Genomic DNA, 14,384 nt, shown 5'->3' with positions numbered 1-14,384 from the left:
CCCACGGCCGGGAGGGGCCGACTGCCCTCAGTCCGGCTTCGACCAGGGCCACTTGGGGCTGTGCCGCGCACGGCCCTCGGGGGCGTACTCGTACACCCAGCCGCGCGGGAGCCCCAGCCGCTCGGAGTGACCGGCCGGGACCCTGTGGTACGCGTACACGGTGGCGGGCCCGCCGTCGGCGGCCGGTACCGGGACCTCGTACCACTTGGGCGGATGGCCGGTCGGGCCGACGAGGACGGGCAGGACCCGCCCGTCCAGGGGGCCGCCGGTGAAGGGGGTGTTCTCGCTTCGCACCGTCCCAGTGTGACCGATCAGTTCTCGGGCAGCAGATGGGCCGCTCCGCCGACCACCGGGATCAGCCGCTCCGCCAGCCGTCCGGCCGGGCCCGCGGCGGTCTCCAGCGGCAGCAGTTCCGTCACCGCCGAGGCGGTCTCCGGGTCCGTCGCCGCCGTGGCGGCCAGCAGCACGATCAGCTGGTCGACCAGCCAGTCGCGCAGATCGGCCGCGGCGGGCCGCTTCCCCTCGTCCAGCCAGATCAGGGACGCCGCCTCGACGGCAGCGATCCAGGTGCGCACCATCATCCGCAGCCGGGGCCCGGGAGCCGTGCCGCCCCGGCCCAGGTGCAGCAGGATCTGCTCGGCCGCCGCCCGCCGTACCTCGTCGACGATCGCCGTCGTACGGGACGTCCCGACGACACTGCCGCCGCGCAGCAGTGCGCTGAACCCGGCGTCGTGCTCGTCGACGAAGGCGAGATAGCGGTCGAGCACCCGCTGCACCCGCTCGGTGGGCGGCCCCACGGGCGGCTCGCTGAAGCACAGGATCAGCTTCTCGGCGGCGGACCGGAGTGCCGCCTCGTACAACTGCTGCCGCCCGCCCGGGAAGTAGCGGTACACGAGCGGGCGGGAGACTCCGGCGACCGTCGCCACCTCGTCGAGCGAGACCTCGTCGGGGGCCCGGTGGGCGAAGAGGGTGAGCGCCGCACCGAGGAGCTGGGTGCGGCGTTCCTCGACGCTGAGCCTTCGGTAGGCGCGGGTCGGCGGGGCTGCGGCGGCGGAGGTCATACGTCGAAGCCTAAGGGCTGTCCCGTAAGCCCTGGCGGGCGTGCGACGACAGCTGAGGCGCCGCGCTGCGTTGTCGGAACGTCCGCATACATCCGGTGTGCGGACGTCTCTCCGCCCTGCGATGCACCGCATCCGACGCCGCGCGCTGATCCGCCAGGGATTACGGGGCAACGCTCAGGGTCTTCCGCCGGGATCGGGTGTGGCCCCGGACGCGATCCGCCGGACAGGCCCCGGGTGGGTTCCGCCCCAGGGGGACGGTTCAGGCCAGCAGGCCCGAGCTCTTCCACAGCCTGCGTCCCACCCCGCCCAGCACCCCGATGTCGTCGAGGAAGTCCGTCAGTCGCTTCGCGCCGCTCTGCATGACCTCCGCCCGGTGGCCGCTCGCCTTCACCTGGGCGACTGCCTCGCGACGGTCCAGGCCGACGCTCTCGTAGGCCCGCGGATTGATGAAGCAGACGGAGAAGACCCGGGCCGCCTCGCCGCAGCTCACCCGGGTGAGTTCGCGCTCCCAGCGCGGGGCGGTCACCATCTGACGGCGCAGCTCCTCGCGGGCGTAGCGGACGTGCCGGGCCTCCTCGACGACATGGATGCGGGTCACCCCGCGCACCAGTGTCTGGACGCGCTCGTCCGGGAACGTCAGCCGCTGCATCCAGTCGAGGATCTCCTCGCCGAGCAGGGTCGCCGCGAACGAACCGGGCGTGGTGGAGATGGTCTTCAGTACGCGTGCGAGGTTGTGATAGACGCGCGGCACGGGGTAGTCGGGTGCCCGGCTCCACTTGATCATGCGGCCGAACATCATCGAGTGCCGGCACTCGTCGGCTATCTCGGTGAGCGCGTAACGGACGTGGTTGCTGGTCGGCGGCTTGTCGTAGATGTGCCGGACCAGCAGCTGCATGAGGATGATCTCGAACCAGATGCCCAGCGAGGCCAGTGACGCCGCCTCGTGCCTGGACAGGTCCATCCGCTGTTCCTCGGACATCTTCCGCCACAGCGGGGTGTCGTAGAGCGAGACGAGCTCGGGCGGCCAGAACCATTTGCCGTCCTCGGTCCCCGCGTCCCAGTCGAGTTCCTTGTCCGGGTCGAAGGAGTGCTTGGCCGAGGATTCGAGCAGCCGCTCGGCGATCTGTTCGCGGTCCCGGAGCGGGCCGAGTGCGTCGCGGAGCAACTGCACGTCGCGTGCGGTCACGGTCGTCATGGCTGGAGATACCTCACCTGTGGGTTACCGGCGGTCACTCCTTATGAGACTGCTCGTCAGCAAGGCCGTCAATCCCTTGCGTGTTACTTGTTGACCCGGTGTCTAGCAACGTGTGAACCTGCCAACTGAGGCAACCGCCGCGGAACTTATCGGAAACGCAAGGCGAAGGAGCCGTCCGTGTCGACACACGACCTCTACACCACCGCCCCCGACACGCCGCTGTGGCAGGTGCCCGCCTCCGGAGCGGCCCGCTTCAGCTGGGACTACGACGACGGCCGCGAACGCCTGCTCGCCCTCTACCAGAAGGGCAAGGACAAGCAGTGGGACGGCAACAAGCGCATCGACTGGTCCCTGGAGGTCGACCCCGCCGACCCGCTCGGCACCCCCGACGACGCCCTCACCCTGTACGACACTCCGCACTGGGCAAAGATGACCGAGAAGGACCGGGGAGAGCTGCGCAAGCACTACACCGCCTGGCAGTTCAGCCAGTTCCTCCACGGTGAGCAGGGCGCCATGGTCTGCGCGGCCAGGATCGTGGAGTCCGTGCCCGACCTGGACGCGAAGTTCTACTCCGCGACCCAGACCATGGACGAGGCCCGGCACGCGGAGATATACGCCCGGTTCCTGCACGAGAAGATCGGCATGCTCTATCCGATCAACGACAACCTCCAGGGGCTGCTCGGCGACACCCTGCGCGACTCGCGCTGGGACATGCCGTACCTCGGCATGCAGGTCCTCATCGAAGGGCTCGCCCTGGCCGCGTTCGGCATGATCCGCGACACGACGAACAAGCCGCTGCCCAAGCAGATCCTGGCGTACGTCATGCAGGACGAGGCCCGGCACGTCGCCTTCGGGCGGATGGCGCTGCGGGACTACTACAAGCAGCTGAGCGACGCCGAACTGCGCGAACGCGAGGAGTTCGTCATCGAGGGCTGCTACCTGATGCGGGACCGGCTCCGAGGCGTCGAGGTGCTGGAGAACTTCGGCGTCGGCAGGAAGGAGGCCAATGACCTCTCGGAGCAGTCGCCGTTCCTGCAGCTCTTCCGCAAGCTGCTGTTCAGCCGGATCGTGCCGTGCGTCAAGGACATCGGCCTGTGGGGCGAACGGCTCCAGAAGGCCTACGTCGACATGGGCGTCTTCGAGCTCGGCGACTCCAGCCTGGACCTGCTCATGGCCCAGGACGAGGAGACCGCCGAGCAACTCGACCGCGACCGGTTCGCGGCCGAGGAGCAGGCCAGGGTCGCCGAGGTCGAAGAGGCGATGGCGCAGGGCGGCGCGGCGGGCCCGTCGGGGGAATGAGGGGGCGGGCGCGGCAGCCGTGGGCGGCAGGGGGTGCTGGGGCGCCGGCGCGACGGCTGTCACCCGCGCGCCGGTGAACCGGGGCGTCAGGGCTTTAGCGCCCGGTGCCGTGCGCCCTGTCCGCCCCCGCCCGGCGGGCCCGTCACGCCCGGTGCCGTTCGCCGAGTCCGGTGCGTCCGTCGCGGCCGGTACGGTTCTCCGCGTCCGGTCGGCCCTTGGCGGCAGGCGGCCTTCGCCCCGCCCGGTCAACCCGTCGCGACAGGCGCGGGGAAGGGCTTCCGCAGGGTGAACGCCCTCTCCGTGGGCCCGTGTTCGCGCAGGTGGCGCAGGCGTTCCTCGGCGTTCCGCACCGTAGGGCGCTCGCCCGACGGTACCCACCACAGGGCCGTCATCGCCTCCTCCACGCGCTCGAACCACTCGCGCCGCCGCGCCAGCAGTTCGCGGTGCTGCCCCTGGTACATGAACGCCGTCAGCGCGTCCGTGTCGCGCCACACCGACATGTTCACGATCAGCCAGCTGTCCCCGAAGACCGGTACGTCGGTGGCGTTGCCGGTCTCGCTCTGCAGCCGCCAGACGAAGCCGGCCGCCTCGTCGGCGACCGCGTTCACCGGGTCGAGGGCGTCGACGAAGTCCTTCAGTTCGGGGGAGTCCAGGGGAAATCTGAGGCGGGCTATGTTCACCTGGGCCAGTTCGTGGCCGGTCTGCCGGTCGCTGAAAGTCATGGCTGCACGGTAGTCAGTGCGCTCTCCACCGCACGGGCCATTCCGAGCAGCGAGACATCCGCCCCGCGCTCCGCGACCAACTGGAGTCCGACCGGGCAGCCATCCGCCGTGAATCCCGCGGGCACGCTCGCGGCGGGATGTCCGCTGAGGTTGAACGCCCAGGTCAGCGCGGTCGAGTAGAGTTCGCCCGGACCGTCGTGCCCGTGCGGGCGGTTGGGGGTGGCCGGGGTGAGCAGCAGGGGCGTACGGGCGAACAGGGCGTCGAGCCGCAGGTCGTTCTCGCGTCGGAGCTCCGAGGCGGCCGGGGTCGGCTCCCCGCTGCGGACCGCCTGCCACGCCTCTCGCGGATCGAGCAGCCCGCACGTACGGTCCACGAGCCGCACCACTTTGGCCGTCACGAGCCGCCGCACCGCCCGCCGGACGACGGACCCGACCTCCGGGTCGACCCGCGCGTACCCCAGATCGGGGCTGAGCACGGCGGGGACGGGGAGGGTCGCGGTCGCCGGTTCGCAGCCGTCCAGGACACAGCGCAGGAACGTCTGGGCGTGCGCCGCCGAACGGGCCAGCACCCCGGCGGACGCGAGCCCGGACCGGTCGGGCGACGGCAGCAGGCCGTTCGTCGTCTTCAGGCCGAACACCCCGCACCATGCCGCCGGGATCCGGACCGACCCCGCCCCGTCGCTGCCGGTCGCCAGGTCCACGAGATCCGCCGCGACCGCCACCGCCGAACCCGCCGAGGAGCCGCCCGGGGTGCGGTCGGGGCGCCACGGATTGACCGTACGGCCGTGCGTGCCCAGCCCCCACGTCTGCCAGGGCGTGCCGGGGCCGGGCACCGAGGTCGCGCCGACCGGCAGGCCACCGGCGGCGATCAGCCGTCGGGCCGTGTACGAACGGATGCCGGCAGGCCCCTTGACCGCGAACGGCATTCCGCCCAGCGGGAGCCGACGGGCGGATTCGGCCCCGGCGGCCACCCTCTCGTGCCACACCTCGATGAACGCGCACAGGCGCGGATCCTCCCGACCGATCCGCTCCAGCGCCAGGTCCGCCGCACCCGCATCCGTCACACGCTCAGCCTCCCAGAGCCGCCCGCATGACGGAACGGGCGATCGGGGCCGCGTTGCCACCGCCGCTGATGTCGGCCCGGTCGGCGGCGGCGTCCTCGACGACCACGGCGACCGCGACGGCCGGCTGCCCCGAATCCGGTGCCTGCGCCCAGGAGATGAACCAGGCGTACGGCCTTCCCGTGTTGTCGATGCCGTGCTGCGCGGTGCCGGTCTTGCCGCCGACCGTCACCCCGTCGATGGCGGCGTTGGACCCGGTGCCCTGCTCCACGACGTCGACCATCATCCTCCGCAGCCGAGAGGCCGTTGGCGAGTCCATGGCCCGGTGGTAGGTGCGCGTGCCTTCGCGGTGGACGGTCGAGCCGCCTCTCGTGGTCGTACGCTCCACCAGATACGGGTACTTGAGGTCGCCGCCGTTCGCCACGGCCGAGGCCACCATCGCCATCTGGAGCGGTGTCGCCGTCGTGTCGAACTGGCCGATCGACGACAGCGCCAGCTGGTCGTCCGACATGCGTGTGTCGAAGTTGCTCTTCGCCACCCCCGACGGGATCTTCAGTCCGGTGTCGTTGAAGCCGAACTTCCGCACCGCGTCCACCATGCCCTTCAGCCCGACCCGCACCCCCAGTTCCGCCATCACCGTGTTGCAGGAGACCCGGATCGCCTCGGCGAGCGAGGCGTTCTCGCAGCCCTGCGCCTCGTTGGGCAGCGTGGTCGTCGTGCCCGGCAGTACATAGGGGGACGGGGTGTCGGTCTCGGCGTCGGGATCGGTGACGACGCCCGCGTCGAGCGCCGCCGCCGCCGTCACGATCTTGAAGGTGGAGCCCGGCGGATAGGTCTGCCGGATCGCCCGGTTGAGCATGGGCTGGCTCCTGTCCGCGTTCAACCGCCGCCAGGCGTCCGTCACGGACGAACCCGTGCCGGAGAGCAGCCCGGGATCGTACGAGGGGGACGAGACCAGCGCCAGGATCCGGCCGGTCGACGGTTCGACGGCGGCGACCGCGCCCCGCCGCCCGCCGAGCCCGTCGTAGGCGGCGCGCTGCACCGTGTCCTTGATGGTCGTGACGACGTTGCCGCCGGGCTGCCGGCCACGGGTGATCTCGTTCCACAGGGGCAGCGGGGCGAGCATCGGGTCGGTGCCGGAGAGGATGTCGTCCTCGGCGTGCTCGATCAGGGTCGTGCCGTACGTCTGCGAGGCGTAGCCGGTCACCGGTGCGTACAGCGGGCCGTCCTTGTACGTGCGCTCGTACGCGAGCTGCTCACCGGTGTTCTCGGAACCGGTCACGGACGTGCCGTCGACCAGGATGCTGCCGCGCGGTTGGTGGTAACGGGCGATCGTGAGACGGCGGTTGGCCGGGTTGTTGTCCAGACTGTCGGCCTCGAAGACCTGGATGCGCGCGGCGTTCAGCAGCAGCGCGACGAGGAGCAGCAGACAGAGCGCGGCGGCCCGGCGGATGTAGCGGATCACGGCCTGTCCTCCGGGGCCGACGGCGGGTGGGGGGTCACGGCTCGCGGGTACGGCGGCACCGCCTGCTGGTGCGAGCGCGCCGCTCGCGGGTACGGGGTCACGGCTCGTCCTCCACCATCCGTGCGACGATTCCGGTCTCCGCATGTTCGGGGTGCGGTCTGCGGGCCTGGTCGCTGACCCGGATCAGCAGCGCCACGATGATCCAGTTGGTGACGACGGACGAACCGCCCTGGGCGAGGAACGGCATCGCCATGCCGGTCAGCGGGATCAGCCCCATCACCCCGCCCGCGATCACGAACACCTGGAGGGCCAGGATCGAGGCGAGACCGATCGAGAGCAGCCGCCCGAAGGGGTCGCGCAGGGCGAGGCCGGCCCGGTAGCCGCGGGCGACGAGCAGCGCGTACAGCAGGAAGATCGCGGTCAGCCCGGTCAGCCCGAGCTCCTCGCCCGCGGTCGCCAGAATGAAGTCGGACTTGGCGGCGAAGCCGATGAGGATGGAGTGGCCGAGCCCGAGCCCGGTACCGAGCATCCCGCCCGCGGCGAACGCGAACAGCGACTGGGCCAGCTGACTGGGGCCCTGGCCCGCCTTGATGGTGGCGAACGGGTCGAGCCAGTCCTCGACCCGGCTGTGCACATGCGGTTCGAGGGAGCCGACCACGAACGCGCCGACGGCGGCGAGCAGCAGGCCGACCGCGATCCAGCCGGTCCGGCCGGTCGCCACGTACAGCATGATCACGAAGAGGCCGAAGAACAGCAGTGACGTGCCCAGATCGCGCTCCAGGACCAGCACACCGACGCTGAGCAGCCAGATCGCCACGATCGGGCCGAGCACCCGCCCGGTGGGGAGCTGGAGCTTCCAGATCTGGCGGCCGGTGTAGGCGAGGGCGTTGCGGTTCGCGGCGAGATACGCGGCGAAGAACACGGCGAGCAGGATCTTGGCGAACTCGCCCGGCTGGAAGGAAAATCCGCCGACCCGGATCCAGATCTTGGCGCCGTTCACCGCGGGGAAGAAGATCGGCACGATCATCAGGACCAGGGCGGTGGCGACCGAGAGGTAGGCGTACCGCTGGAGCACCCGGTGGTCGCGGAGGAAGACGACCACCACGATGAAGAGCGCCACCCCGAGGGTGGACCAGATCAGCTGGGTGGGGGCCGCCTGGTCCTTCGGCGTCTCCAGATCGAGCCGGTAGATCAGCACCAGGCCGAGCCCGTTGAGCAGTACGGCGATGGGCAGCAGCAGCGGATCGGCGTACGGGGCCCGGAAGCGGACCGCGAGATGGGCCAGGAGGGCGAGCAGCCCCAGGCCCGCGCCGTATCCGGCCACATCGGGCGGGACCGCGCCGTTCCGGGCCAGGCCGACGGCGGCGTAGCCGTAGACGGGGATGAGGACGGCCCCGATGAGGAGCAGAAGCTCGACTCCGCGCCGCTTGGGCAGACGTAGATCGGGCGGGGGTGCGTCCGCCGTCGTTGCGGTCATGCCCCGCAACGTAGCAAGAGGTGGTGTCTATTTCCCTTATGTCATAGTGCGTATGTCCGGATGTCTGAAAGGCGCGCTCGGCGTCCGGCAGCGTCGGGGTGCGGCGCCGAAGTGCCGTCACCTCTCCCGGTGCGAAGAGGGATCCGGATCCTCGCGGCTCCCCGCGGCGCCGTCGTCGAACGGTACGTACTCGGGGAGCGTCAGCCGCGCCACCGCTCCGCCGTCCGGGGCGTCGGAGAAGACCAGAATGGCGCCGATCGCCGCCGCCTGCCCGACGGCGATGGTCAGCCCGAGACCGTGTCCCGTGCCGCCCTCGGTGCGGAACCGCTGCGGACCGTCCTCCAGCAGATAGGCCGGGAAGCCCGGCCCGTGATCGCGTACGGTCACCGTCGGCCCGTCGACCGTCAGCACCACCGGGGGCCGGCCGTGCTTGTGCGCGTTGGTGATCAGATTGCCCAGCACCCGCTCCAGGCGGCGCCTGTCGGTCTCGACCCGCACGGGCGCGTGCGGGCCTTCCCGGCCGTCCTCCACGCAACGGATCCCGGTCCCCGCCCCGGACGCGCGCACCACGCGCTCGACGAGCGGCGCCAGCTCGTGCACATCGAGATCGACCGGTTCCGTACGGGCGTCGAGCCGGGAGATCTCCAGCAGGTCCTCCGTCAGCGCCCGCATCGTCCGGACCCGGTCCTGCACCAGCTCCGACGGCCGCCCCGGCGGCAGCAGTTCGGCGGCGGCCGAGAGGCCGGTCAGCGGGGTGCGGAGCTCATGCGCCACATCGGCCGTGAACCGCTGTTCGGTCTGCAGCTTGCGCTGGAGCGTGGACGCCATCGTGTCCAGCGCGCCGGCGACGATCGCCACCTCGTCCTGGGGGCGCGAGGGGTCCGCAGTGCGCGGGTCGTCGACGCGGGCGTCGAGGTCGCCCGCGCTGATCCGGCCGGCCACCTGGGCCGTCTGGTGCAGCCTCCGGGTGACGCGGGTGACGGCGAGCGCGCCGACCAGCAGCGTGGCGCCGGTGGCCAGCAGGGAGGAACCGACGATCGCCCCGTCGAGATCGTCGATGGTGCGGGCGCTCTGGCTGTAGTCCACCGCCGTGGCCAGCGCGCGGCCGTCGGCCGGAGCCGCCGCCCACATGGCCGGCCGCCCGTTCTGATAGGCGACGAGCGTGCCGCGTCGACCGCCCACGGCCAGTGCGCGCAGGGAGTCGGGCAGCCCCGGCGGATCGATGCCGGAACCCGGTGGGAGCGCCTCGCCCGTCTCGTAGGCGACGGTGACGTCCTCCAGTCGTGACAGCGCCTTCTCGCGGGCCTGGCTGACAGTTTGATGCGTGACCTCGCCGTGGACCAGCACGCTCAGCAGTGCGGCGAGGGCGCAGCACATCACGGTGATGAAGACGGCCGACTTCCAGGTGAGCGTCGCGGTCCAGGAAGGCCTGCGCGGTCCGCGCCGCGCCGTCTTGTGGCGGCTCACCGGCGCTCCGCGGAGATACCGGCGGACGGCTTGGCGGTCGGCGGGGCGGTCGTGGTGTGCGGACGTGGGGCCGGGGACGGAGGTGTCCGCAGGATCTCGTCCCGGGTGGGCAGCATCGCGCGCTGCCGGCTGTCCCAGGACCAGGCGGTGCGGTACTCGTAGCCGGTGATGGCCGACGGGGCCCGGATGATCAGATCCCGCCCGGCCAGCTGGACACTGATCACGGCGTCCGAGGTGGACAGGATCCGGGTCAGGCCGCCCGCCTGGGGCATGTAGACCCGTACGGAGAGCTGGTGGTCCGGCAGCCGGATGCCGACCACCATCTCGTCCTTGCCGTCGCCCGTCAGATCACGGAAGTAGGGCCGCAGCACGGGACAGGAAGCCGGATCGGAATGGCACGCGTCGATACGGCGGACCGTTTCGGCGGGCAGGTCGGCGGTGCCGCTGGACCGGTTGGGCCGGGCCTTCAGGCCGGCCCGCACCACCGCCACCGGATCCAGACGGTGCACGTTGCCGTCCGGGACCTTGATCCCGGGTATCCGCGCGGTCTCGCCCTCGCCGTAGTCGTACGGCGCGGCGGAGGCGGGCGGCAGTTCGGGCCAGAGCAGGGCGGGCCCGACGGCGGTCGGGGCCGGCCCGGCGCTCTTCAGCCCGCCGCCGACACCGCAACCGGCCAGGAGTGCGGCGCCGACGACGGCCCCGACCGCCGCCGCCGTGCGGTTCCGCACCCGGCGCTCCCGACGCATGACACCCTCCCTTTCCGTGGTCCATACCTCATAGACCTTATTCGGAAGGAAGTCCTTTATGCCTATTTAGTGCTGAGAGGCTGCCGGTAACGGCTGTCCGACCGGTGCGCGGCCCGGGCCGGGAACGGCTGTCCGCGGCGATGGTGCGGAAGTGACGATTCAGCGCTGGTAGGGGTTCTGGCCCTGTCCGCCCGGCGCGTATCCCGGCTGGCCCTGTCCCTGAGTCTGCGCCTGCCCGAACGGATTGCCGCCCTGCGAGGCGGCGTGCTGCGCCAGCAGCTGCTCGGCCTGCTCCTTGGCGATCTGCTGCTCACCGCCGCAGAACGTGCACTGGGTCGCGAACTTCGTCGAGAACGGGAACAGCGGCACGAAGAACAGCGTGAACTTGGTGACCCGCTTGCGCAGCGTGTGCGCGGCCGGATTGCCGCACCAGCCGCAGACCAGCGTCAGAATGGCCAGCTGGTACAGATATCCTCGCGTACCGAAAATGATCATGTGGTGGGACCCTTCCCCGTCTTCCCCAGAAGTGCCTGCCGGCAGAGCGCCAGCAGCCTTTCGTCCTCGTATGTGTCGTGACTGCCGTATCCGCCGTCCATCGCGTTGTGACGGCGTACGGAGGCGAGCTCGGCGCGTAGTGCGTGTGCCGCGTCCGACCCTGCACCAGTGACCCCCTTCCGCGCCAGGCATTCCGCCACCCGGACCCGGACATGGCGGTGCTGTTCCCAGGCCGCCAGGAGCACCGGCACGGATTCCCCGGCCCGCCCGGACACATCCCACAGCGCGATCGCCGCGTCCACCCGGAGCCACGGCTCCTCGTGCCGGAGCAGTGCACGCAGCCGGGGCGCCGTCACCGCCGCCCGCGTCCCGAGCCCGCCCAGCGCGTTCAGCGCGGAGCGCCGCTCGTGGCCGCGCTCCGCCTGCAGGCCTTCGATCAGCACCGGCAGTACGGCGTCGGTGTCCCCGTCGACCGCCCACAGGGCCTGGGCCACCTCCGTCGCCGAGGCGGCTCCCGGACGGTGCAGCAGCGCGCGCAGCTCGGGTGCGGCGGAGTGCGCCGTGGGCCCGAACGACGCCAGCGCCCGCAGCGCCGCCGTGCGCAGCCACCCGCCCCGGTGGTCCGGCGCGCCGCGCAGCACCCGCAGTACCTCCGGCACCGCCTCGTCCGCCCGCAGCGCGGTGAGTCCCGCGAGCAGCGGCCCGGCCCGGTCGTACGCCCCCGCGTCGAGCCGGACCTCACCGAGCCTGCGGCGCAGCACGTCGGTCAACGGGACGGCCGCCGCCCCCATGTGGCCGATGGCGAAGCCCACGTCGTGCGGCACCTCGGGCCGCTCCAGCGCCGCGGCCAGCGCGGGCACGGCACGGGCGTCGCCCAGCCGGGCCAGCGCCTTCACGGCGCTGCCGAGCCCCGGAGGTCCGTTCGACCAGTTCTGCACCCAGGCGCCGGGGTCGGCCGCCACCCGCGCCGCCAGTGCGTCGGCAGCGGGCGCGGCGAGCCCGAACAGCTCCTCCAGCACATGCGCGGCGGCCTCGGCCAGCCGTGGCTCAGGGGTGGCGAGCTGCTCACCGACCAGCCGGACCAGCTCCTCGTACGAGCCGCGCCAGGCCCTGATCAGCCCGTTGCTCATCCGGAGGGCGTCGATCCGCTGCCGGTGGTCGGGGCTGCGCAGCTGATCGGCCAGCAGCGCCGTCCGCTCGGCGACCCGGTCGTCGAGCCCGACGTGCAGGGTCCGCAGCAGATCCGCCGTCCAGGGGGCGGAGCGCCCGGAGGTCTCCTCGTCGGACAGCGCCCGCAACTGCCCCACCGTGGTCACCGGCGCGACCCGCTCCTCGCCGGGCGGCTCACCGGCCCCCGACGCCTCGGTGTGCGCGTCGACGGCCGCGGCCGCTTCGGCCGGACCGGCCTGTGCATCGGCCGCGGGGGCCGCCCCGGAGCGGCGCCGGGGCGTCGAGCGCAACTGACGCAGCAGCCCCGTCACCACCCGTACGACATCGCCCGGCAGCGCGTCCGGCGCACACCGGGCCAGCTGTGCCAGCGCGGCGAGCCGCAGTCCCGGCGGAAAGCCCTCACCGGCCAGCCGGGTCAGCCAGTCGGCCGCCTGTCCCGCCAGCCCACGATGCCGCAGCGCGACCCGCCCGGCCGCCTCGACCAGCGCGAGCCGCACCTCCTCGGCCGGCTCCACTGGGAGCCGCTCCCGCAGCAGCGCGAGCACCCGCGCCGGGTGGCTGTGGAGCGTGGCCAGTGCCAGGGGTGCGGCGAGCCGCACTCCCGGGTCCTCGTCGGCCATCAGCTCGCAGAACACCCCGGAGCCCGCCGTGACGGCGGTCGCCGCCATCGCGTAGTTGGCCGCGCCCTCGATCTCCTCCTCGTCCAGATCGTCCTCGTCGTCCTCGTCCAGATCGATGCCGCCGATGCTGGTGAGCAGCTCGACGATGCTGCCCCGGTCCTGAATCCCCGGGTCCACGGCCAGCTCGAAGAGAAAAGGAATGCAGGCCAGCGTGCAGGCGTACACATCACCCTGGTGGTGAACGGCCCCGTACATGCCGTCCAGCGCCACCTCGCGCTCCGCCGGATCGGCGGACGCCAGTCCCCGCAGCATCGTCGGCACATCATCGGCAGGCCCATAGGCATGCTCCATCGAGGCCCAGTCGACCTCGTCGATCCCTGCGAACACGCCATCGCCTCCCCACGCACTTCCACGAAGCAGTGTCTGCGAGGAGTCTGCACCACCGCTCGGACGATCCGCCCTCCACATGCGGTCATTTCCTTACGGACATGACAAAGATCCCCGCCATGCGATAACGGCGGGTCGAACCGGAGCGTCCGCTTCTGACGACGGTGACCCGGGTGCGGAGGGCCGGTCGTACGTCGGAAGGCCGGGGCGAGTCCATGGCCGGAGGCCCCTGAGGCCCCTGAGGCCGGAGAGACGGGGGCGGGGGAATGTCTAGCGCGCGACCGGCAGGGGCCGTGCCCGGCCCGGATCGGCGAGCGGCCCGAGCAGGTCCCCGTACCGCTCCAGGCGTGCCCCCATGTCATTCGCCAGGAAGTTCAGTTCCTGCGGCGCCCGGCACTCCTCGATCTCCGTCCAGGTGACGGGCGCGGAGACGGTCGGTTCGGGGCGGGCGCGCAGCGTGTAGGGGGCGGCGGTCGTCTTCGACGCCGCGTTCTGACTGAAGTCGACGAAGACCTTCCCCGGTCGCAGCGCCCGCGTCATCCGGTGCACGACCAGCTCCGGAAGCTCCAGCTCCGCCTCGACGGCCAGCCCTTTCGCGTAGGCCGACACCCGATCGGCGGCGGTCGGCTCCAGCGGTACGAGCAGATGCAGCCCCTTCGACCCGGAGGTCTTCGTGTACGCGGACAGCCCGTCCGCTGCCAGCCGCTCGCGCAGCCACACGGCCACCGCGCAGCACTCCACCGCGGTCGCGGGCGCTCCGGGGTCCAGGTCGAACACCATCCGGTCGGCCGTCCCGGGCGCATCGGTCCGCCACTGCGGGGTGTGGAACTCCACCACCAGGTTGGCCGCCCACATCAGCGAGGCCAGATCCTGTACGACCACCTGGCGGGCCTGCTTGTCCTCGCTGCGCGGCACCGGGGTGGTCCGTACCCAGGACGGCGTACCCGGCGGCGGGTTCTTGGTGAAGAAGCGCTGCCCGTCCGGCCCGTCCGGATAGCGCAGGAAGGACACCGGCCGGTCGCGCAGATGTGTCAGCAGGGCCTCCGCGGCGGTGGCCGCGTAGTAGTGGAGCACCTCGCCCTTGGTGGTCCCGGTGGCCGGATAAAGGACCTTGTCGAGATTGCTGAGCGCCAGCCGCCGCCCCTCCACCTCCGTGATCGGCGTCATACGATAAGAATCACATGCATTTTGGATCTATAGGTATTTATACGGACACAAG

13 protein-coding genes are annotated in these 14,384 nt (G+C 71.7%); 1 reads left to right on the top strand and 12 read right to left on the bottom strand.

The genetic code is table 11. From position 1 onward, the window contains the following. Positions 1-27 precede the first annotated feature (27 nt). The 3 genes from ABZ826_RS02150 to ABZ826_RS02140 form a co-directional block, all read right to left on the bottom strand. The gene (locus ABZ826_RS02150; protein ID WP_361440803.1) at positions 28-294 is read right to left on the bottom strand and encodes a hypothetical protein; all 267 of its coding nucleotides are present in this window, start codon (positions 292-294) and stop codon (positions 28-30) included. A 17-nt stretch (positions 295-311) separates the two neighbouring features. Continuing rightward, the gene (locus ABZ826_RS02145; protein WP_361440800.1) at positions 312-1,061 is read right to left on the bottom strand and encodes a TetR/AcrR family transcriptional regulator; all 750 of its coding nucleotides are present in this window, start codon (positions 1,059-1,061) and stop codon (positions 312-314) included. Positions 1,062-1,320: 259 nt separating this feature from the next. Continuing rightward, positions 1,321-2,256 (bottom strand): diiron oxygenase, encoded by a 936-nt coding sequence (locus ABZ826_RS02140; RefSeq protein ID WP_361440797.1) that lies wholly within the window; start codon positions 2,254-2,256, stop codon positions 1,321-1,323. Between the two features lie 177 nt (positions 2,257-2,433). On the opposite strand from ABZ826_RS02140, the gene ABZ826_RS02135 reads away from it, so the two are divergent. Then, a complete protein-coding gene (locus tag ABZ826_RS02135; RefSeq protein ID WP_361440794.1) occupies positions 2,434-3,555 on the top strand; it encodes a ferritin-like domain-containing protein in 1,122 nt (373 codons plus the stop codon). A gap of 245 nt (positions 3,556-3,800) precedes the next feature. On the opposite strand, the gene ABZ826_RS02130 is transcribed toward ABZ826_RS02135, so the two are convergent. The 9 genes from ABZ826_RS02130 to ligD all read right to left on the bottom strand — a co-directional run bounded on the left by ABZ826_RS02130 (position 3,801) and on the right by ligD (position 14,332). Further along, the gene (locus ABZ826_RS02130) at positions 3,801-4,277 is read right to left on the bottom strand and encodes a DUF3291 domain-containing protein (RefSeq protein ID WP_361440791.1); all 477 of its coding nucleotides are present in this window, start codon (positions 4,275-4,277) and stop codon (positions 3,801-3,803) included. Continuing rightward, positions 4,274-5,341, bottom strand: a complete 1,068-nt coding sequence (locus ABZ826_RS02125) for an amidase (RefSeq protein ID WP_361440788.1) — start codon at positions 5,339-5,341, stop codon at positions 4,274-4,276. Before ABZ826_RS02125 ends, ABZ826_RS02130 begins: the two co-directional genes overlap by 4 nt. Positions 5,342-5,345: 4 nt before the next feature. Next, entirely contained in the window at positions 5,346-6,803 is a 1,458-nt protein-coding gene (locus ABZ826_RS02120; protein ID WP_361440785.1) for a penicillin-binding transpeptidase domain-containing protein, read from the bottom strand. Between the two features lie 97 nt (positions 6,804-6,900). Further along, the gene (locus ABZ826_RS02115) at positions 6,901-8,280 is read right to left on the bottom strand and encodes an FtsW/RodA/SpoVE family cell cycle protein (protein ID WP_361440782.1); all 1,380 of its coding nucleotides are present in this window, start codon (positions 8,278-8,280) and stop codon (positions 6,901-6,903) included. 117 nt (positions 8,281-8,397) lie between these two features. Continuing rightward, the gene (locus tag ABZ826_RS02110; RefSeq protein ID WP_361440779.1) at positions 8,398-9,747 is read right to left on the bottom strand and encodes a HAMP domain-containing sensor histidine kinase; all 1,350 of its coding nucleotides are present in this window, start codon (positions 9,745-9,747) and stop codon (positions 8,398-8,400) included. Beyond that, positions 9,744-10,493 (bottom strand): hypothetical protein, encoded by a 750-nt coding sequence (locus ABZ826_RS02105; protein WP_361440776.1) that lies wholly within the window; start codon positions 10,491-10,493, stop codon positions 9,744-9,746. The genes ABZ826_RS02110 and ABZ826_RS02105 overlap by 4 nt, the downstream gene beginning before the upstream one ends. Before the next feature lie 159 nt (positions 10,494-10,652). Next, the gene (locus tag ABZ826_RS02100; RefSeq protein ID WP_361440773.1) at positions 10,653-10,988 is read right to left on the bottom strand and encodes a zinc-ribbon domain-containing protein; all 336 of its coding nucleotides are present in this window, start codon (positions 10,986-10,988) and stop codon (positions 10,653-10,655) included. Then, on the bottom strand, positions 10,985-13,165 hold the full coding sequence (locus ABZ826_RS02095; protein ID WP_361440770.1) for a PBS lyase: 2,181 nt from the start codon (positions 13,163-13,165) through the stop codon (positions 10,985-10,987). The genes ABZ826_RS02100 and ABZ826_RS02095 overlap by 4 nt, the downstream gene beginning before the upstream one ends. 270 nt (positions 13,166-13,435) lie before the next feature. Then, positions 13,436-14,332: a non-homologous end-joining DNA ligase gene (gene ligD, locus ABZ826_RS02090; RefSeq protein WP_361440767.1), complete on the bottom strand. Its 897-nt coding sequence runs from the start codon at positions 14,330-14,332 to the stop codon at positions 13,436-13,438. Positions 14,333-14,384: the final 52 nt, after the last annotated feature.

Source organism: Streptomyces sp. NPDC047515 (assembly GCF_040643055.1).
GTDB lineage: Bacteria > Actinomycetota > Actinomycetes > Streptomycetales > Streptomycetaceae > Streptomyces.
Note: the sequence above shows the minus strand (reverse complement) of the source record. Positions and strands in the feature narration are given on the sequence as shown.